This is a genomic window from Bacillus marasmi (assembly GCF_902168435.1).
Taxonomy (GTDB): domain Bacteria; phylum Bacillota; class Bacilli; order Bacillales; family Cytobacillaceae; genus Bacillus_BU; species Bacillus_BU marasmi.
On the sequence record NZ_LR656170.1, the window covers coordinates 45,051 to 65,839 of the forward strand.

A 20,789-nucleotide genomic window follows, 5' to 3' on the forward strand; every position below is an offset into this window, starting at 1 on the left:
TGAAATAGGGGAAAAAGACGATACTATACATTATCGACTTCATGCACCTTGTTAAATATGATTTATGCAAAAGGATTAGTACGTCACTTCTTGTCTAAGATTGTCGTTCGCGAAACTATTTTGGATTATGACAACTTTTTATTAAATGGTCAATTATTCTGCACTAATCCTACTTTTTTTCTCTAGACCTACACAGGCATCGTTTGTTAATGTTAAGTTGAAAAGTTCAAATCGGGGTGTCGAAAGATGGAAAGATCGCAAGAAATAAAGCAAGCTGAAACTGGTGCATGGCTCAGCATCATTGTTTACATATTACTATCCATTTTAAAACTAACAGTTGGCTATATTGGAAACTCAGAAGCATTGAGAGCTGATGGACTCAACAACTCTACTGATGTAATTGTCTCAATTGCGGTATTAATAGGTTTAAAAATATCTCGCAAGCCAGCTGATGAAAATCATCTTTATGGGCATTACCGAGCCGAATCCATCGCTACGTTAATTGCAGCCCTTATTATGACAGCTGTTGCTGTACAAATCATCATCAATGCAGTTAAATCATTTATTTCCTCCGAATACTCTCATCCAGACATGCTCACTTCCTGGACCGCACTCTTTGGTGCATTTGTGTTATTATTTGTTTATATTTACAATCGTAATTTGGCTAAAAGGCTAAATAGTTCATCGTTAATGGCCGCTGCTCAAGACAGTAAATCTGATGCGCTAGTGAGCATCGGGGCCTTTATTGGAATTATCGGAGCAAAAATGGGTGCACCTTGGCTAGACAGTTTAACTGCGTTAATTGTCGGTATCGTTATTATCAAAACTGCCTTATCAATTTTTCAAGAGGCATCGACTTTGCTTACAGATGGCTTTGATCAAAAACGACTAGCCTTATTCCGCCAGACGGTAGCGACCACCGAAGGCGTGATGGATGTAAAGGATATTAAAGCTCGAGAACACGGCAATAAAGTATATGTGGATACGACCATCCTGGTTAATCCTCACCTCAATGTCATCGAAAGTCATAAGATTACCGAGGATATTGAAAGAAAAATGATGCTTGAACATAAAAATACATACGTCCTGGTTCACATCGAACCATATGATATCAAGGAGCTGTCTTAATTATGTTATCTTTTGAAGAAAAATTAGCGATTATTGAATCATTCCCCGAGCTAACACGGAAAAATGTATCGCTCGGCCGGGTTAATTTTCAGTACGAAGAAAGTGTTACCGATAAGAAAAATGTTGTTTATCATCTCCATCCAAATGGAAACGGCTTTGTATATGCAGGCTGGGACAGCGATTACCCCACAGATGATAAAGGCTTAGTTAATATTCGTGATTTTTCTAAGGCCGAACTCCGTTCAATTATTCAGGAATCAATTCAATCATTAGCGCCAAGAACGGTTGCAGAAGAAGCCATTATTGGTGAAGCTTTTGAAGAACGTTGGATTGATGGGGATAATCATTCACTTATCCTCGTTGATGAAGACGGTATGTGGAATATATATGCTGGATTAAACCTCGATGAGTCCTTTGCTTCCTATCTCGAAGCGGAACAATATTTAATCGCTGAAGGATTCAAAAGACAATAATAGTTTTGAAATGATAAATAATTTTTGGAGGAACTGCTTTCTATTTATGAAGGCAGTTTTCTTATTTATTACCATTTTTTTCTATTTGTTTAATCTATTTCTTAGGAATTCTCCTAGTAATTCGATATAATAATAAATAGATATCATACATAATTTAATATAGTGGCACCAACGTCCAAATTGTAGGAGGGGTAAATATGAACAACCATGAAATTGATTACAAAATTTATGGCGATGACATGCAATTTGTTGAAGTGGAATTGGATCCTGAAGAAACGGTAATAGCAGAAGCAGGAAGCTTTATGATGATGGATGGCGACATTCAAATGGAAACCATTTTTGGCGATGGCTCTGGTAGAGATAGCGGCAGCGGCCTAATGGGCAAGCTGTTTAGTGCAGGTAAACGTCTCGTTACTGGTGAAAGCTTATTCATGACTGCGTTCACTAACAAAGGTTCTGGAAAAAAACATGTATCATTTGCCTCTCCATATCCAGGAAGTATTATTCCGATGGACTTGAGTGAGTTTAACGGGAAGATTGTCTGTCAAAAGGATGCCTTTTTAGCAGCAGCCAAAGGTGTTTCAGTCGGCATCGAGTTTCAAAAGAAAGTCGGTGTAGGCTTCTTCGGCGGTGAAGGTTTCATCATGCAAAAGCTCGAGGGCGATGGATTAGCCTTTGTTCATGCAGGTGGTACTATTCATAAGAAAGAGCTTGCTGCTGGTGAAATGCTCAAGGTTGATACTGGATGTTTAGTTGCTTTTACAAGCAATGTTAGTTATGATGTGGAATTTGTGAGCGGAATTAAAACGGCACTATTTGGCGGCGAAGGCCTATTCTTCGCTACATTAAGAGGTCCAGGTACTGTTTGGATTCAGTCACTTCCATTTAGCCGTCTTGCAAGCCGCGTCTTTGCAGCAGCCCCTCACAACGGCGGTTCAAAAGGCGAAGGCAGCATCGCCAAAGGCCTATTTGACGTATTTGGTGGGGATTGATCGAAAAGCGGAAGGCGCCCGCCTATCGGCGACAGGCACAAGACGAGCCGGCCGAAAGGTTGCTTTTTGACCTTTTGGACGGATTGGCTTGTGACCCCGAGCCGATGGCGCCTGGAGCTAGACAGATCGAAAAGCGGAAGCGGCCGTACAGCGTCCGTGTTATTACAGAAGGGTCAATCGATTTTTGATTGACCCTTTTTGCTTATTAAAATTGCGAAATTTTAGCACAAAAGTTTTAGAGCTCTATCCAATAACTCCTGGCCTAAAATTTTGGCCTCGCCCCCACCTTGCGCGAAGCTATCATTACCTCCACCCTTTCCATTAATTTGTGGAAGTAACTCTCCTATTAATTTTTTCATACTAATTGATACGTTGCCACCCCTTGCACAGACAAGCTGAAGCTTATCATCATTTTCAGAAACGAGGATTGCCACACAATTAGGTCCTTCCGCTGTGATGATGCGTCCGAGCTTTTGTAACTCTTGAATCGTACGATTCTGAAAAACGTTACTGATTACCGTTTGTTCATTTAACTGCGTTCCGCTTTGGAGTAACTCCATTGCCTCATATTTTAATAAAGCTTCTTTTGCTTCCTCTAATGCTTTGTCCTTTTCCTTTGCTGCTATTAAAAGCTTTTGGGTAGCGCTAACCATATCACCTTCTGGCGCATTAAGCAACGGACTCAAAGCCTTCAATACTTTTTGTTTTTGGCCGAGCTGTGTCAGAACGCGGTTCCCACAGACAAATTGGACACGAGTTTTCTTTTTCTGCCGCTCCCAGTCTAGTATTTTAAGACTACCTACTTGACTCGTTGTGCTAGGGTGCGTTCCACCGCAGCCGTTGTAATCATAATCAGGAATGATCACAAGGCGGATATCCTCTGTGACAGATAGCTGTTTACGGAGCGGGTAATTTGCTGCTTCTTCAGGCGATACCCAGGTTGGTTGAATCGGACGATTTTCCAAAATGATTTCATTGGCTCTTTCTTCCGCTTTACGTGCCTGTTCCTCTGTTAATTGCTCGGTTTCTAGGTCAATCGTCAGAACCTCGGTTCCAAGGTGAAAACTAATCGTTTGAAAATCAAGTAATTCCTCAAACGCAGCCGAGAGGATGTGTTGCCCGGCATGCTGCTGCATATGATCAAAGCGGCGCGACCAATCGATGACACCGCGTATTTCTGAATCCAGATTTTCAAATGGTGAATCTATGTAATGACGGATTTCTCCATCTATTTCTTCTACATTTGAAACATTGGTATCATTCAATGTTCCTGTATCATGTGGCTGACCGCCACCCGTTGGATAAAATGCTGTTTGGTCTAGAGTAACAAACCATTGGCCAGTTTCATCCTGAGCTTGTTTCGTTATTTTTGCCGAAAAAGACTTCATATAAGAATCTTCGTAATAGAGTTTATGTGTCATAGTGACATCTCCAAACATGATGTGATGTATTTACAATTCATTTGAACAAATTATTGAGTGGTGGTCAAGTTTGAGGAGAATTTGCTCTGTTTTTTATAAAAATAGAGCTATTTTTGGTCCATTTTCCTACTTTTCTATTAAAAAATTGTAACTTTTATTATAAAATTTATATTTTTTTGATTAAAATTATTAAATTGAGCAATTTCTTATAGTTTGAGTAAAATTATTTGCACGACTTAATAGCGATATGCACAGGAACATGTGGTTATGCTCTATTTGAAAAAATATATGATACAACTTTTTCGATATATGCACGACTTTTCAAATATATGCACAACTTTTGAAGGGGAACAAAAAATAATGCACACAAAATGTTGGATATGTTACAAAAAATGCATATATGCACACCAAACACCTTTTATGCACAACTAGGACCACGTTCACGATTTCACCTATGACCACAATCTCAAAAAAATCCACCACCACCAAAAACCAAAAATAGCAAATCAAAAAAGCCCGCTCATCCAGCGAAAGGTTGAGCGGGCTTAATCAAAATTTAAATGCAACTTAAGCTTTTTTTACGAAAGCGTCTGTTAACGGTGGTACGATTTGTTTTTTACGAGAAACAACACCTTTAAGGACGGCACTGTTATTTTCTAATTTTACACCGAATGCTTCTTCAACTACGCCCGCTTCTTGGCCAAGCGCAACTGCAACTGAATCGTTAGTTAAGATATCAGTTACAACGAATAGGAACAAATCAAGATTTTTATCAGCAATAACACTGTTAAGTGCGTCTTCTAATTGTGCTTGACGGCTCATTACATCGTTTGTATCAACTGCGTTTACTTGAGCAACTTCAACTTTCGCGTTACCCATTGTGAATTCTTTTGCATCAAGGCTGATTAATTCAGCGATAGATTTTTGGCTAAGGTCAGCACCTGCTTTTAGCATAGCTAAGCCGTATTCTTCCGCATTCACACCAGCGATTTCAGCTAGTTCCTTTGCAGCAGCCACATCTTGGTCTGTGCATGTTGGAGATTTGAATAATAATGAGTCAGAAATAATCGCAGAAAGCATTAATCCAGCAATATTTTTCTCAATCGCTACGCCGTTTTCTTTGTACATTTTGTTTAGGATTGTTGCAGTACAACCAACTGGCTCACAACGATAGTATAGCGGGTCAGAAGTTTCAAAGTTTGCAATACGGTGGTGGTCGATAACTTCAAGTACTTTCACTTGATCAATATCGTTTGCACTTTGTTGACGCTCATTGTGGTCAACAAGGATGACGTGTTTCACTTCAGCAGAAACTTGCTCTACTAAGCGTGGTGCTTCTGCACCAAACGTATCAAGCGCGTATTGTGTTTCGCCGTTTACAGAGCCTAAACGAATTGGCTCAACTTCAAAGCCTAATTTTGATTTCAAGTCTGCATAAGCGATCGCAGAACAGATTGTGTCAGTATCCGGATTTTTATGACCGAAAATAAAGATTTTTTCCATGATCTTTGCTCCTTATCCTTAGTTTACATATTGGTTATGTAGGTCCGTATACTATTGTAATAGATTTTGTCAAAATTACCAAAAAAATTTCATCGACAAACTTCTCTTTTTTATTAATTAACCGTTATACTTTGCATAATAATTTTTCGCCTGAACGGGGTCACTCAAGCCGTGAATTAACACACGTCCGTCTAAAAAGAACACCATCGTAATATCTTCATTTGGTGAAAACCGTAGCATATATGGGTTCATCTCCACTTTTCCGCTTTTCTTAAGGCGTTCGGCGGTTTCGCTAAAATCAAGCCTAATTTTTTGCCGAGGATTAATCTGGACAGTATCCCTACCACAAAGACTGGTGAAAACGATTTGCTTGTCTGAAGTTCGATCTAAAAATTCATATTCATGCTTTACACAGGCTGGACAATTGGGATCATGTCCTTCTGAAATATCCATCTGCAAAAATGAATTATACCAAATATCAAGCTGATCAAGATTTGGGTTCGTCTCCGCTCCAACTAGTAGTTTTAACGCTTCCATTGCCTCAAACGAACCGATAATATCGGTAATTGGGGACAAAACACCAATCGTATCACAAGTATCACCTAGGCCTTGTGGGACTTGAGGAAACAAACAGCGATAACACGGCGTCTTACCAGGAATAATTGTCGCAAACATTCCACGTGAACTAACCGCTCCTCCATACACCCACGGAATCCCATGCTTAATTGCAACATCATTTATTAAATAGCGCGTCAAGAAATTATCTGTACCATCGATAATTACATCGAAGCCCACCAATAATTCTTCAGCATTATCTAAATTCACATCAGAAAGAATAGGCTCAATTAATACCTCAGAATTAATTTTTTTTAGACGTTTTTCCGCAGCGATTACCTTTGGCAAATTCCGTGCGGCATCTTCCTCCGTATATAATATTTGTCGCTGTAGGTTCGAGTGCTCAACAATATCACGGTCGATGATTCGAACATGACCGACACCTGCTCGTACAAGGTGATTGGCAACCACCGTTCCTAACGCACCCATTCCAACGACGACTGCACGGCTTTGCAAAATTTTTGCTTGCCCTTCTTCACCGATTGGTTTAAATAACATTTGTCTGGAATATCTCTCTAAAGCCACAATCACCAACCTCCTTATGTTGTTCATTATAAATTATTATCGAAAAAAAATTTATAAATATTTTTAGAAGTCTGAAAAAAGGATTTTTTTAAAAAATAGCTAATTTAATAGAGGTAATACATTTTTTCACTATAGAAATGAAAGAGGTGTTTGTAAAACGATGAAGCTTGGCGGTTTTAAAAACAAAGAAGTTGTTGTTGATTTGACTAACGGTGAAATTACTTACAGAGAAATCAATGAAGATTTAGCCAGAAAATACATCGGTGGTCGCGGTCTTGGTGTTAAATATCTCCTCGATAACGGACCAGAGGTGGACCCTTTTTCCCCAGAAAATATGTTATGTATTATGACAGGTCCCGTAACAGGATCACGCTCCTCAATGAGTGGAAGACTTGCAATTGTGACGAAATCCCCCCTTACTGGAACGGTTACCGATTCTCACATGGGTGGTTGGACCGCAGCTCGTTTAAAATGGGCTGGTGTCGATAATATCATTATTAATGGTAAGAGTGATAAACCTGTTTACCTCTATATTGAAGATGGTAAAGCAGAAATTCGCGATGCTGCTTCGATTTGGGGCAAAGGTACGCGCGGAGCAATTGCCGAATTAAAAGACGTTCACGGTGCAGATGATCTCAGTGTCATGACGATTGGACAAGCGGGAGAAAATCGCGTCCTTTACTCCGGATTTATGAATGAGCATGACCGTGCTGCTGGTCGTGGCGGTACTGGTGCCGTTGCTGGCTCAAAACTACTGAAGGCCATCGTCATTAAAGCACCTCAAAAGGGTAATATGCCAGAGCCTTCTTTAAAAGATGATTATAATAAAGCTAATAAAAAAGCTGTAAAAGCCATCCTTGAAGGTGGGTTAACTGCACCAAACAAGGGCGGATTATCAGTATATGGAACAAATGTATTAACGAATTTAATTAATGAAGTCGGCGCACTGCCAACAAAAAACTCACAGCTAACGCATTGGGATGAAGCTGAAAAACACAGTGGTGAATATGTAAATAAGCATTTACTTGTTTCAAATAATACTTGTCACGCATGTCCAGTCGGCTGCAAAATCGAGGTTGAAGTTAAAGAAGGAAAATATAAAACTCGCGTTGAAAGTGTTGAGTTTGAATCAGCGTGGTCAGTCGGAGCAAACTGCTTACTAAGCGATGCTGAGGCAATTTCGTACATTATCGATTCCTGTAACGAATACGGCATTGATACAATTGAGATTGGACACGCCTTCTCTGTAACAATGGAAGCGTATGAAAAAGGAATTATCGATGAAAAGCTCGAGTGGGGCGATGCCGATGCGATGATTGCCTTAATTAAGAAAATTGCTTACCGCGAAGGCTTTGGAGCTATTCTTGCAGAAGGACCTGCTCGTGTAACTGCCTCATGGGGTGCACCTGAGCTATCAATGTCTGTTAAAGGTCAATCGATTCCAGCCTATGACCCACGCGGAATTCAAGGAATCGGTCTTGGCTATGCAACTAGTAACCGCGGTGCTTGTCACCTTCGCGGCTATACAATTGCTAGTGAAATCGCTGGGATTCCTGAGCCAGTCGACCGCCTAGAGGCGCATGGCAAAGGTGAATTGCTGAAAACATTCCAGGATTTGTTCTCTTTTACAGATTCATTGAATATGTGTAAATTCTCCACTTTCTCAGAAAGTCCAGAGCATTACGCAGAGCAATACAGCGCCATGTCAGGCGTAGAAGTAACCGCTGAAGAGGTCTTGAAGATTGGCGAACGTATTTATAATCTCGAACGCTACTATAATAATCTAGCTGGTTTCAATCGCCGCGAAGATGATTTCTTACCGAAGCGTTTTACCGAGGAGCCAGCCTCCGGGAACAGCACTGGCTATGTCAGCCGCATGGATATCATGCTCGATGAATACTATACAGCGCGTGGCTGGAAGGACGGCGTCGTCCCAGTTGAAAAACTAGTTGAGTTGGGAATCATTGATGCTGGTGAAGCGGTTGGAGAGAAATAAATCTGATTTGTGAGCTTTAATAAGAAAGAGCAAAGTATACAGTCTTTGCTCTTTCTTAATGTTTTTTAATATTGTAAAATAATAGATGTGGTGTATTTTTTCCGCTAGAGCATTGTAAGAGATTTGTTAGGGGCGAGCAAAAAGCTGATTTTTCGAGCAATAATTTACCTATTAGCACATATCTTAAAAAAGTTGAGCAAATAGAGAGTATTGTGAGCATATTTTAGTGACTCCTATTTGAAGTCGAGCATAAATTCCCCAAAGCCGAGCATAAAATTTGAAAAGCCGAGCATAAATCTTCGAAAGTCGAGCATATCCCTCCAAAAAATCAGCAAATATAAAAAACCTCCCGAGATTCTTTCAAAAAAACAACTTAAATTTTGTTATTTTTGATTTTTTTATTATGAACCGTTAAAGTTCACACTTTTTGTAGTCACTTTTCCATAGCCCCGAACTAATTCTTAGCAAAAAACATAATTTTCCCACGAAAGTTCACTACTTTGTCACATCCACCAAAAATCAGCAAGACGTACAGCCCATAACTATTTTCATAATAAAGGAGAAATGAACAATGTTTTTATGTGAGCGTCAAATCCCCATTGAAGTGCAAAAATGTGAAGCGTTACTCCGAAATATTTCTGCTAATCATCATCGAATACCTGAAATTCAAACACTCATCAGAAAAAAAATGTCAGGCTATTATGGTGAGAAATCCCTAGACTATCATCTAGGGTCACTAAACCAGGATTTTTATGACATTATTCCAGGAATAAGACTTTCAAATAGTGGGCGAAACTTTCAAATCGATACGCTTATATTAACAAACTACTTTATGTTGATAATCGAAATAAAGTACTTAAGAGGTGAATTAGAAATTGACTCTGCCAAAGGTCAATTAATTCAACATATCGACGGAAAAATCAATGTTTATGACGATCCCTTTGCCCAAGTAAACCAACAAAAGTTCCAGCTTATGAAATGGATGGAAAGCCAAAAGTTCCCACCAATTCCCATCGAAACCCTCGTCGTTCTCTCAAATAATAATGCCCTAATCAAAAAAGTGACCGGCTCTTCAAATAATTATTGGAGGCTTTGCCGCTGTATTAATGCTCATGAAAAAATTCTCCACTTTGAAAATATGTACAAAACCGAATACGTTTCATTCAAAACCAGAAGAAAACTTGGAAAAATACTACTTAAGCATAATACGCCACAACCATTTAATGTGCTATCGCGATTTAACATACCACCAAGTGACCTCTTACCAGGAATCCAATGCCCAAAATGTACATATAGTCCTATGATTTATACATACGGGAAATGGAATTGCCAATCTTGCGGTTATATTTCCAAAGATGCACATCACCAAAAAATAAATGATTATTTTCAACTTTTTGGACCAACAATTACTAATAGACAGTTTAGAGAACTAGTTTGTTTGAGTTCACGTCACCAAGCCACCCGCATCCTAAACTCCATGAATCTCCATCACCACGGCACCAATAAAGGTCGAGTTTATTCTCCTTTACCGGAAAAATAAAAATAGCCAAGGGCTCCCTAACTGCTGCCCTCGACTACCTATCAACCAAGATCCATAGTTTAAGCAAAACTCACAGCCTGCTCAGCCCCCGACTCTGGTCGTCTTTAATCTATATTTCTTAATTAAATCCGTAAGTACAGCTTCATTTTCAGCAACAAACCGAACCTTTATGGCATTCACCTTGAACACTGGAGTAAACACAAGCTCTGTTTCACTTAAAATCATACCCGACCAATCGTCACCTACAAAAACAACAGGAAACGCTTCAGCACCTTCGACTGGCTCACGAACACCACCGAGCTCTTCAAAATACAGCTTTAAATCGCTCAAATTAATCCCACGAAATTCTAAGTCTTGACTAATCATCAGTGGCCACCTGCAAGTTCAAAATAAAACGCATCATGCTTAACCACCTGCAACCGGAGGAAAGAGCGCAAACTGGTCCGTTTCCTTCACAACGCTTAACAAACCGTCACCATGGACAATATTTCGACCGTTCACATACACATGGACAAACGGCTTTAACGTTTTTTCTTCTGTAAATATTTCATCTTGCAACGCTGGAAACATTTCAATCATCATGTCTAGTATATCGATTACGCGCTCACCATTTGGCTTGACTTCTACTGTAACCCCGCCGCAAATCTCGCGGAGGTTCGCAAATACCTTTACTTGCACCCTCATCGCTCCTTTCGTTCTATTTTTATATTAAAATCAAAAAATTTAGTTGTCACTATTTTAATATTATTTTTAAAAATAAAAACATAGCCTCGTTCGCAAACTGAACGAGGCTAGAATTCACTAAAAATCTAGACCGATAGAAATATACTTCACTTCTAAAAACTCATCAATACCGTAATGGCCGCCTTCGCGTCCTAGACCGCTTTCTTTGTAACCACCGAATGGTGCTTGTGGGACAGATGGCAACGCGTCATTTAATCCGATAATGCCATATTCCAAGCCTTCGGTAATCCGGAATGAACGACTCAAATCATTGGTATAGACATATGCAGCTAAGCCGAATCGCGAATTATTAGCGCGAGCAATCACTTCTTCCTCTGTTTCAAAGGTGGCAATTGGGGCGAGCGGACCGAAAATTTCATCCTTCATGCACTCCATTTCGTCAGTCACGCCAGTTAATAATGTTGGTGGATAGAAATATCCCGAGCCTGCATCATCATGCAACAATCCGGTGTAACTGACCTTCCCACCTTTTTTCTGAACATCATCAACAAAGCCTTCAACCTTTGTTAAAGCGGACCCGTCAATTAAAGGACCGATATCGATTCCTTCATCCAAGCCGTTGCCGATCTTCAGCTTTGCCAATTCCTTTTGAAAAATCTCAACAAATTCCGAAGCGACATTTTGCTGCACATACACGCGGTTTGTACAAATGCAGGTTTGACCCGCATTACGGAATTTTGATTGTAGCAAACCAACAGCTGCCTTCTGTAAATCAGCATCATCCATTACAATAAACGGGGCATTGCCACCAAGTTCAAGTGAAATCTTCTTCACGTTTTCTGCTGCGCCTCTCATCAACGTTTTGCCCACTTCAGTTGAGCCGGTAAAGGTAATTTTAGTAACGCGAGGATCACTTAGCCACGCCTTGCCAATTTCAACTGATTTTCCAGTGATAACATTTAACACACCTTCGGGCATCCCGGCCTCATGTGCCAACTCTGCCAACTTCAGCGCCGTTAATGGAGTTTGACTAGCTGGTTTAACCACCGCCGTACACCCGGCTGCTAATGCCGGTGCCACCTTACGGGTAATCATTGCTGCAGGAAAATTCCATGGCGTGATGGCTGCAATGACACCTACCGGCTCCTTGCGAACGAGAATCCGTTTATTTGGTGCAGAGGCTGGAATGGTTTCGCCGTAGACACGCTTGCCTTCTTCTGCAAACCAGGAAATAAATCCATTCGCATAATTGACCTCACCGAGTGCTTCCTTAAGCGGTTTACCTTGCTCCATCGTCATGATTCTAGCTATCTCTTCTTTATTTTCATCAATTAAATAATGCCATTTCATTAAGATTTTGTAGCGCTCTTCAGCTGTGAGTTTTGACCAACTCTTAAACGAAGCAGAGGCTGCGTCTACTGCCTGTGTTGCCTCAATTGCTCCACCTGTAGGAACAGCTCCGATTACCTGTTGCGTAGCGGGATTTACGACCTCAGTCAGTTCATTGGACTCCTGCCCGCACCAAGCTCCATTTACATACATTGGATAAACTTTAATAGACCCCATTCTTCAACCTCCATCTCCATTCATAGCAAAAAAATCTAGTTCTAATTAGCTGATTCCTCTTGTGCAAATACTGTAGTGACTGCGTCCTCTAAAATAGCTAAGCCCTCATCAAGCTCAGCATCGGATATTGTGAGTGGCATTAAAATTCGTATCACATTGCTGTACAAGCCGGCACTTAACAGGAGCAAGCCTCGTTCACCTGCCAGTTTTACAATTTTACCAACAGCAGCTTTATTTGGGGTTAGATCATTAGCCCCCATTACGATTTCCATTGCCCACATCGCGCCTAAGCCACGGACATCACCAATCTGCCCAAACCGCTTAGCAAGCCCAATCATGCTACTACGGATCCGCTCTCCCAAGACCAAAGCGCGTTCGTTTAATTTTTCTTCCTCAATAATATCAAGAACGGCTAAGGCAGCCCGACAACCAAGCGGACTTCCACAATACGTTCCACCGATTTCGCCGACATCCGCTGAATCCATTATTTCGGTCCGACCGATGACGCCGCTAATAGGCACGCCTGCTCCCATCGATTTTGAAACAGTAATCAAATCAGGCACGACGCCGAAATGGTCAATCGCAAAATATTTCCCTGTCCGGGCGAAGCCAGTTTGAATCTCGTCCGCGATAAACAAAATTCCATATTCATTACAAATCTCGCGGACTCTCTGAACAAATTCGACGCTCGGAACGATAAACCCTCCCTCACCTTGAATCGGTTCCATCACAACTGCCGCAATCGTTTCCGGTGCCACTTCGGAAAGAAGAAATTGTTCAAATTGGGCAATGACCAACTTGCTGTATTGTTGCTCCGTCAGCCGCTCTGGACGACGAAACATATACGGATAGGGCGCCTTGTAGATCTCCGGCGCGAACGGACCAAACCCTAATTTATACGGTTTGACCTTACTTGTCATCGTCATCGCCAACAACGTCCGACCGTGAAAGCCACGGCTAAAAGCAACGATGCCTTGGCGCTTCGTATATTTGCGAGCTAGCTTCACAGCATTTTCAACAGCTTCCGCACCACTGTTAAAAAATGCAGCCTGCTTTGGAAAATTACCAGGAGCTAGCTTGCACAATTTTTCAGCCAAATCGATATAGGATTCATACATCATCACATTAAAACCGGTATGAATAAAATCATTCACCTGCTCTTCTAGCGCCTTCACCACTCGAGGATGAGCATGCCCAACATTCAACGTACCAATCGCACCTGCAAAGTCAATGTACGTGTTTCCATCAACATCGCAAACGAGCGCCCCTTTGGCTTTTTTTACAAAAGCAGCACTATTATTGCTGATGCCTTTAGGAACGAATTGCTTCCGACGCGCTAATATTTCCAATGATTTGGGTCCTGGAACGGAGGTTTGCCGCTTAACAAATTTCTTTTCCAATTAAATCACCTCCAAGAAATTTACAGCTTTCATGCAAAAAAACCTATTTTTCTATGAAAAATAAACATTGATAGCTTATGAAAAACTTGGATTAACTGACCAATGACGAGAAAAATAACGATTGTGCCTGGACCCACTCCAACGGAACCGCCAATGATGAAGCTTAGGAGGACCGCACTTCCCTCCAATAGAGTTCGTGAAACGGTAAAGCTAATATTGTATTTTTGACTAATAGCGACCATTGTCCCGTCATACGGCATTTTTGGGAGATTGGAGGTTAAATATGTGCCAACTCCTGCACCAATCAACACCACACCAATTAAGAAAATGCTCCAGCGAAACATTGGTTCTGCAAATGATAAATCTAAATCTCTAAAAATAATTTCCATCCAAAAGTCGATGAGTAAGCCCCAAAGAGTGAGTGTCACAATCGCTGCAAATTCTGGTCGCTTTTTCAGTAGTGCAGCATTTACAAACAAAAAGAAGGCTTGAAACAAGGCCATCCAAATCCCGAGAGTTAATCCTAGCTTTTCAGTCAAACCAATATTCACAATATCCCATGGACCCGCCCCGACCTGCGAATGAATGATCAAACTCACTCCTAAGCAGGCAATTGTCAGTCCCAGCAAATAATAAACAATCCGTTTCAGCATCTAGTCCATTCCTTTATTTAATTGATAATACAATCTATGTTCCTGAAAACTAACTTCATGCTTGTTTTGTACTTATTTTAAAAATAGGAACATGATTGGTATAATGAACCAAAAACGGCTGGAGGATCACAAATGAACCAAACACACTTTCTTGGATACATTGGCACCTACACTAAGGGTGATAGTGAGGGCATATATTCATTTTCATTAGACACAAATTCCGGGAAAATCACGTCAGTAAAGCCGGCTGCCCAGCTTGAAAATCCAACCTATGTCAATTTGTCAGACGATGAGAAATTTTTATTTTCTGTAGCAAAAGAAGGCGGTTTAGGTGGTGTCGCATCCTTTTCAATTAATAAACAAACAGGTGGGCTAACTAAAATCAACCAACAGCTAACTGAAGGAGCTGCGCCATGTCATGTTAGCATTAACAAGGAAAATCAAACGGTACTCACTGCCAATTATCATAAAGGAACACTTGAGGCTTACACATTAAATCAAGAAACTGGTGTAATAAACGCCACAACCGCGGTTGCCCAGCACGAGGGGACAGGACCAGACCCACGCCAGGAGAAGGCTCACACCCACTTCGCCAGCTTTACACCTGATGAGAAGTTTATTGTTGCAGTTGAATTGGGGATTGATCAAATATTTACATACATGTTAACTCAAGAAGGCTTTACTAAAGTTGGAAGTTTAGCTGTTAAGCCTGGCAGCGGTCCGCGACATCTTGCTTTTCATCCTAATCAGCGCTTCGCTTATGTGATGACCGAGTTTAGTTCAGAGGTACTTGTTCTGCAATATGACGCCAATACTGGACAATTCATGCAAATTCAAGCCCTATCGACACTGCCAGCTGACTTTACCGAGAATAATCAGGGCAGTGCGATTCATGTCTCTAATGACGGAAAATTTGTTTATGCTGGAAATCGCGGTCATAACAGTATTGCTGTCTTTGAAATCGATGAGGAGACAAATTTGTTAAGCAGAGTTGAGCTTGTGTCAACTGAGGGCGATTGGCCGCGCGATTTTGCTCTTGATCCAAGTGAAAGCTTCATTGTTGCTGCTAATCAAGAATCCAGTAATCTTACCGTCTTTTCAAGAGATCACCAAACCGGAAAGCTAAGCTTACTGCAAGCAAACGTAAAAGTCCCACACCCTGTTTGCGTAAAATTTCTTAGGAAATAGTTGTGATGATGATTAAAGTGGAATCTTCACAACTTCCACATAAGTTCCACATAATATCTACACAGGTATTGAGTAATATAAAGACAAGGTAAGACAAGGAGTTGCAAACGCAGCTTCGACCCAATGAAAATAACGCAACTAACATATCGAAGGTTCGGAAAGCCTTCTTTCTAAAAATCGTAATAATAAGGACCCCGATTTTTAGGTAATGTACTGATGTAACAAATCTTTCTGTTTTAAAGTTATTTTGAAAACCTCTCTATTATGTTTAAGCTGACCCCGATGGTCAGCTTCTTTTTTTGTCATTTAAGATTAGCTCGTATACAACTAGTTTGGAAATTTGAAATAATTTCACACTAAAAACTATCATTATTTTTATATAATAAAGAAGTGATATATTTATGATGGGAATGATGATTATGACAAAATTACTTTATATTACTGCAAATCCCAAAGGCTTAAACAAATCTAAAGGCCTGCAAATTGGTGAGGCGTTTCTAGAAGCTTTCCTAGAAGCCAATCCTAATGCTGAAATAAAACGACTTGATCTGTTTGAGGCAAACATTCCAAAAATGGATGCCGATTTAGTATCAGCACGCGGAAAGGTCGGCGGCTATGGCTATAAAGTTGATGAGCTTCCGGAAATCGAACGTGAAAAATACATAGCGATGCATACTGTTGCTGATGAGTTTGTAGCTTATGATTATTATGTATTCGTCTCACCTGTTTGGAATTTGAGCTCTCCTCCCGTAATTAAGCAGTACTTAGATAATCTGTTTGTGTCAGGTAAGACCTTCAACTATACACCTGAAGGAGCGAAGGGGGCTTTGGTCGGCAAGAAGGCACTTCACATTCAAACCCGTGGAGGCCTGTATATTAATACACCAATGGCTGAGCTAGAATCCGGTGACCGCTACTTAAAAATTGCGTTGCGTTTCTTAGGCATCGACGTGATGGACACAGTTGTTGCAGAAGGATTCGATTATTTTCCGAAAAAGGTTAACGAAATCGTTGAGGCTGCGAAAGTTAACGCTAGATTAGCAGCAAAACAAATGGCTGCGGTAGAAAATTAATTGCTTAAGGGTCTCAAGCGTTGAGGCCCTTTCATAATGGCTTGTTTTTCTGATATAATGATATTTTACTAATATAACAATTTGTGATTTTGACAAACTCCTATTAAAAATTACTTACGGAGGAGAGTCATTTGGCTAAAGTAGGAAGACTCAGTATCGGGATGCTAATTATTGCAATAAGTGTTTATTTTAGTATCGGAACTTATCAGAGTGAGAACATATATTTTAATAAGCCCGATGAAAATACTGAATTTGAGGAAGAAACGAAGGTTGTTCAGGAAGCTATGCTGAATGTTCCTCTAGTGAATCAAATGGATCCGCCACAGCTTAAGAGTGGCTGTGAGGTAACGAGCTTAGCGATGATTCTCCAATATAAAGGGCTTGAGGTTAGCAAAAATCAATTGGCAGAGGAAATACCTAAGGTGCCGTTTCAGTATCCAACCGGACAATATGGTAATCCCAATTTTGGATTTGTCGGTGATATGGCAAATGGAGCTGGACTTGGAGTGTACCATCGCCCAATCGCAGAGCTGGCTAAGAAATACGTCGGCAATCGTGTAAGCAACTTAACTAATCAACCTTTTGTAGTGCTGCTAAATGAAGTCGCAGCTGGAAATCCCGTTTGGATTGTGACGACGAAATCGTTCGCACCCGTATCCGATTTCAAAGAGTGGGAAACTCCGCAAGGGATTGTGAATATTACCTATAGCATGCACAGCGTTGTGATTACAGGTTATGATCCAGAGAATGTTATCATCAATAATCCTTACGGTGAGAAAAATCAAAAATGGCCACGCGACAGCTTTATTCAAGCGTGGCAGCAAATGGGCAGCCAGGCGGTCGTCATTCGCTGATCGAAGAGTGTTGAGTTTGAACTTAACCGGACATAGATGACCTTAAATTGGTGAATTCACATTATCGATAGACATAAAAGGACACAGGAGACCCTATTTATAAAAAAAACACCGAATCAGGTCAGCAAACAGTCAAATAGCGCATCTGTTGTCCGTAAAACCTATTCAAACAACCTTTTTTATTAAAATAACGGAACCAATGTCCGTTAAAATAAAAAATGGCAGGGGTACCGCCCGTTTAATGGTACCCCCGAAACTACTATTTTATTGATAGCGCAACGCTTCGAGTGGGCTGAGATTGGCTGCTTTGTTAGCTGGGAAGATGCCAAAGGCGACTCCGATGAAGACAGAAAAGCTGACGGCGATGCCAACGGACCACCATGAAATTGCTACAGCGTAATCCATTGCTGCCGACAGTATTTGTGCCGTTCCGATTCCTATTAACACGCCCATAATCCCCCCAATTCCACTCAGAACGATTGCTTCAATCAAAAATTGACCAAGAATATCCTTCTTTTTCGCGCCAATCGCTTTGCGAATCCCGATTTCCCTCGTTCTTTCTGTTACAGACACTAACATAATATTCATGATGCCAATGCCGCCAACGATTAATGAAATCCCAGCAATTCCTGCTAATAGCATCGTCATCGTATCCGTCACAGATGTTAGTGCTTCGGCAATATCAGCTTGATTTCTAACGCTATAGCTTGAATCATCACCACCAAAGGCAATATTTAAATTCCGTTTTATGATTGCCATGCCACGATCAACGGTATCCTCAGAAGTCATCATCACCGTTGCCGATGTTACTACTGTTTGTCCTAAAAAGCGTTGGGCTGTTGTAAACGGAATAAGGACCTTATCATCCACAGAGCCCTGTAATTCGTCACCTACTTCAGTAAGGACGCCGATTACCTTAAATGTCGAACCATCAATTTTGACTTCCTTGTCAACTGGGTCAGTGAAGCCAAAAATTTCGGTAGCAATATTTGCGCCAAGCACGGCAACCTTACTGCGATTATCCTGATCAATCGGAAACACAAAACGTCCAGAACGGACAGCGGTGTCCTCAACCTTTTCGTATGATGGAGTCACCCCTTGGATTGTAACGCTATCCATACTGTTTGTGCCCTGCTTTATGGTTGCACTTCCTGAAACGGTTGGTGCAACTGCATCAACTTCAGACAGTTCTTCGAATGCCATGACATCATCATAGGTGACCATCTCCTCTTCGGAATTTCCCGACAGATTGATAGAAACCTTTGTCGTCCCTAAGCCAGAGATATCATCTGATACGGACTTCGATGCCCCTTGTCCAAGCGCTACGAGCGCAATTACCGCGGATATACCGATAATGATTCCGAGCATCGTTAATATCGAGCGGAGCTTATTAGCTAATATGTTATTAAAAGCAATTTTCAAGGCTTGGCCAAATTTCACAGAAACACAACCCCCTTCTCTGCTAAAATTTTACCGTCATGGATTCGGATAATCCGCTTTGCTTGTTTGGCAATGTCCATATCGTGAGTGATTAATATAATGGTGTGCCCCTGCTTATTTAGCTCCTTCATTAATTTCAATACCTCTTTACCGGTTTTGCTGTCCAGTGCTCCGGTTGGTTCATCGGCTAACAGGATTGGTGGGTTTCCAGCCAACGCACGAGCTATTGCGACACGCTGCTGTTGACCTCCCGATAATTCTGTCGGGCGATGATCTGCTCGATCAGCCAGACCCACTTTGTTCAATGCGCTCATTGCGATTTCCTTCCGCTCTGCAGCACTTAATCCCCGATAAATCAATGGTAATTCAACATTTTCATAAGCTGTTTGCTTAGGTAAAAGATTAAAGGATTGAAAAATGAACCCGATTTTCTGATTGCGAACATCTGCCAAATCATTATTTTTCAAGGAAAAAACGTCTTTACCATCAAGATGATATTCGCCTTGATCTGGTAAATCGAGACAACCAATCATATTCATTAGCGTTGATTTTCCGGAACCACTCGGTCCAATAATCGCTACGAAATCACCCTTTTTGACAGAGAAGCTAACATCATCAAGCGCTTTAAGCGTTTCTCCACCCATCTTGTAAAACTTAGACAAATTTTTGATCTCGACAATTGGACGTTCCTCGATCATTGTCCAAATCCTCCTTGATTTCGACCCGTGTTACGATCGCTTGGTGGCATACCGCCCTGCATCATGTTAGCGCCTGGGAAACCACTCTGCATCATTTTCCCATCTCTTTGATTATTACTAGAATTAGAGTTTAATGACGGCAGTACGACTTCTTCACCTTCAGCAATTCCACTCACAATCTCAACAGAAGTATCGTTTTGGAGTCCAATTTCGACGTTTTGCTGCTTTGTTTGGATGGTTTGCGTCGAACTATTGCTTGCAGATTCTTGTGTTTGTTCTTCTGCAACTACAGTTTGCTCCTCTGTTGGGATTAACACATAGTACATGTCATCCTGCTTTTGAATGGCCGCAACTGGAACGGTTAATACATTTTCCTTTTTCTCAATTGTAATTGTCGCTTCAGCTGTCATTCCTACTTTCATTTCGGTTGGTTCATTTATAGTAATCTTCACCTCATACTTAGCTACTGAACTGCTTGCATCGCTGTTTGCTTCCTTGGCGACGCTTGTAACGGTACCTGTGAATTCTTTATCCAATAGAGCACTCACCTCAATTTTGGCTGCTTGGCCAACCTGAACCTTGGCAATGTCTAATTCATCAACATTTACAATCATTTGTAAATTGCTATAGTCCGTTACTACGATAAGCTCTGTTCCCATTTGTACACTATCATCTGCAGTGACATTTAAAGCTGTGATTTCACCAGAAAACGGAGCAACAATTGGCTCTAAACGATCATCTTCAAATGTGATTAATTCCTGGCCTTCCGTCACACTATCTCCAACTGCCACATTTACTACATCAACAGTTCCGTTTCCAGTCGATGATATCGTTTGTTTATTAATTGCAGAAATATTTCCGGTTCCACTTACAGCTACTTCAACATCGCCCAATTCTGCTGCAACAGTTTGTGTTTGTGCTGTAGCAGTCGTTGTTGCTCCTTCCTTATTTAAGAATACTTGATAAACTGCTACGCCACCGCCGACCAAAATGATAACGAGTGCTGTACTAATAATCCACTTTTTCATTGTCAACTTCCT

The 20,789-nt window shown here is 41.0% G+C and carries 19 protein-coding genes; 8 read left to right on the forward strand and 11 right to left on the reverse strand.

All coding sequences use genetic code 11. The features are described 5' to 3' along the window. Positions 1-246 precede the first annotated feature (246 nt). The 3 genes from FXW34_RS10800 (at position 247) to FXW34_RS10810 (ending at position 2,593) form a co-directional block, all read left to right on the forward strand. Positions 247-1,128, forward strand: coding sequence for a cation diffusion facilitator family transporter (locus tag FXW34_RS10800; protein WP_147534006.1), 882 nt, complete (start codon positions 247-249; stop codon positions 1,126-1,128). Between the two features lie 2 nt (positions 1,129-1,130). Next, entirely contained in the window at positions 1,131-1,601 is a 471-nt protein-coding gene (locus FXW34_RS10805) for a hypothetical protein (RefSeq protein WP_147534007.1), read from the forward strand. A gap of 197 nt (positions 1,602-1,798) precedes the next feature. Then, positions 1,799-2,593 (forward strand): TIGR00266 family protein, encoded by a 795-nt coding sequence (locus FXW34_RS10810; protein WP_147534008.1) that lies wholly within the window; start codon positions 1,799-1,801, stop codon positions 2,591-2,593. A gap of 221 nt (positions 2,594-2,814) precedes the next feature. Here FXW34_RS10810 and FXW34_RS10815 read toward each other — a convergent pair whose 3' ends face one another. The 3 genes from FXW34_RS10815 to FXW34_RS10825 all read right to left on the reverse strand — a co-directional run bounded on the left by FXW34_RS10815 (position 2,815) and on the right by FXW34_RS10825 (position 6,660). Beyond that, positions 2,815-4,014: an alanyl-tRNA editing protein gene (locus tag FXW34_RS10815; protein ID WP_147534009.1), complete on the reverse strand. Its 1,200-nt coding sequence runs from the start codon at positions 4,012-4,014 to the stop codon at positions 2,815-2,817. Positions 4,015-4,581: 567 nt separating this feature from the next. Then, positions 4,582-5,517 (reverse strand): manganese-dependent inorganic pyrophosphatase, encoded by a 936-nt coding sequence (locus tag FXW34_RS10820; RefSeq protein ID WP_147534010.1) that lies wholly within the window; start codon positions 5,515-5,517, stop codon positions 4,582-4,584. Positions 5,518-5,634: 117 nt separating this feature from the next. After that, entirely contained in the window at positions 5,635-6,660 is a 1,026-nt protein-coding gene (locus FXW34_RS10825; protein WP_187118927.1) for a ThiF family adenylyltransferase, read from the reverse strand. Positions 6,661-6,817: 157 nt separating this feature from the next. Between FXW34_RS10825 and FXW34_RS10830 the strand changes: the two genes are divergently transcribed. Continuing rightward, the gene (locus FXW34_RS10830; protein ID WP_147534012.1) at positions 6,818-8,653 is read left to right on the forward strand and encodes an aldehyde ferredoxin oxidoreductase family protein; all 1,836 of its coding nucleotides are present in this window, start codon (positions 6,818-6,820) and stop codon (positions 8,651-8,653) included. Positions 8,654-9,224: 571 nt separating this feature from the next. Continuing rightward, complete coding sequence (locus FXW34_RS10835) at positions 9,225-10,193, forward strand: nuclease-related domain-containing protein (protein ID WP_147534013.1); 969 nt, start codon at positions 9,225-9,227, stop codon at positions 10,191-10,193. 81 nt (positions 10,194-10,274) lie between these two features. Here the strand turns inward: FXW34_RS10835 and FXW34_RS10840 are convergent, their stop codons facing one another. From FXW34_RS10840 to FXW34_RS10860, 5 genes are all read right to left on the reverse strand, one after another. Beyond that, the gene (locus FXW34_RS10840; RefSeq protein WP_147534014.1) at positions 10,275-10,559 is read right to left on the reverse strand and encodes a MoaD-like domain-containing protein; all 285 of its coding nucleotides are present in this window, start codon (positions 10,557-10,559) and stop codon (positions 10,275-10,277) included. A 39-nt stretch (positions 10,560-10,598) separates the two neighbouring features. Then, a complete protein-coding gene (locus FXW34_RS10845) occupies positions 10,599-10,871 on the reverse strand; it encodes a ubiquitin-like small modifier protein 1 (protein ID WP_147534015.1) in 273 nt (90 codons plus the stop codon). Positions 10,872-10,994: 123 nt separating this feature from the next. Further along, the gene (locus FXW34_RS10850; RefSeq protein ID WP_147534181.1) at positions 10,995-12,419 is read right to left on the reverse strand and encodes an NAD-dependent succinate-semialdehyde dehydrogenase; all 1,425 of its coding nucleotides are present in this window, start codon (positions 12,417-12,419) and stop codon (positions 10,995-10,997) included. Between the two features lie 65 nt (positions 12,420-12,484). Beyond that, on the reverse strand, positions 12,485-13,843 hold the full coding sequence (gene gabT / locus FXW34_RS10855; protein ID WP_147534016.1) for a 4-aminobutyrate--2-oxoglutarate transaminase: 1,359 nt from the start codon (positions 13,841-13,843) through the stop codon (positions 12,485-12,487). 29 nt (positions 13,844-13,872) lie between these two features. Beyond that, entirely contained in the window at positions 13,873-14,496 is a 624-nt protein-coding gene (locus FXW34_RS10860; protein WP_147534017.1) for a YczE/YyaS/YitT family protein, read from the reverse strand. Between the two features lie 132 nt (positions 14,497-14,628). Here FXW34_RS10860 and FXW34_RS10865 point away from each other — a divergent pair, with 132 nt between their 5' ends. From FXW34_RS10865 to FXW34_RS10875, 3 genes are all read left to right on the forward strand, one after another. After that, complete coding sequence (locus tag FXW34_RS10865; protein ID WP_147534018.1) at positions 14,629-15,684, forward strand: lactonase family protein; 1,056 nt, start codon at positions 14,629-14,631, stop codon at positions 15,682-15,684. A gap of 419 nt (positions 15,685-16,103) precedes the next feature. Further along, positions 16,104-16,757 carry an NAD(P)H-dependent oxidoreductase gene (locus FXW34_RS10870; protein ID WP_147534019.1) on the forward strand — a complete coding sequence of 218 codons (654 nt, stop codon included), beginning with the start codon at positions 16,104-16,106 and terminating at the stop codon, positions 16,755-16,757. A gap of 161 nt (positions 16,758-16,918) precedes the next feature. After that, a complete protein-coding gene (locus tag FXW34_RS10875; protein ID WP_147534182.1) occupies positions 16,919-17,611 on the forward strand; it encodes a C39 family peptidase in 693 nt (230 codons plus the stop codon). A gap of 264 nt (positions 17,612-17,875) precedes the next feature. On the opposite strand, the gene FXW34_RS10880 is transcribed toward FXW34_RS10875, so the two are convergent. The 3 genes from FXW34_RS10880 to FXW34_RS10890 are packed head-to-tail and all read right to left on the reverse strand — an operon-like array spanning position 17,876 to position 20,777. Further along, positions 17,876-19,051, reverse strand: coding sequence for an ABC transporter permease (locus FXW34_RS10880; RefSeq protein ID WP_246140985.1), 1,176 nt, complete (start codon positions 19,049-19,051; stop codon positions 17,876-17,878). Then, positions 19,048-19,749: an ABC transporter ATP-binding protein gene (locus FXW34_RS10885; RefSeq protein WP_147534020.1), complete on the reverse strand. Its 702-nt coding sequence runs from the start codon at positions 19,747-19,749 to the stop codon at positions 19,048-19,050. Before FXW34_RS10885 ends, FXW34_RS10880 begins: the two co-directional genes overlap by 4 nt. After that, positions 19,746-20,777: an efflux RND transporter periplasmic adaptor subunit gene (locus tag FXW34_RS10890; protein WP_147534021.1), complete on the reverse strand. Its 1,032-nt coding sequence runs from the start codon at positions 20,775-20,777 to the stop codon at positions 19,746-19,748. The genes FXW34_RS10885 and FXW34_RS10890 overlap by 4 nt, the downstream gene beginning before the upstream one ends. Positions 20,778-20,789: the final 12 nt, after the last annotated feature.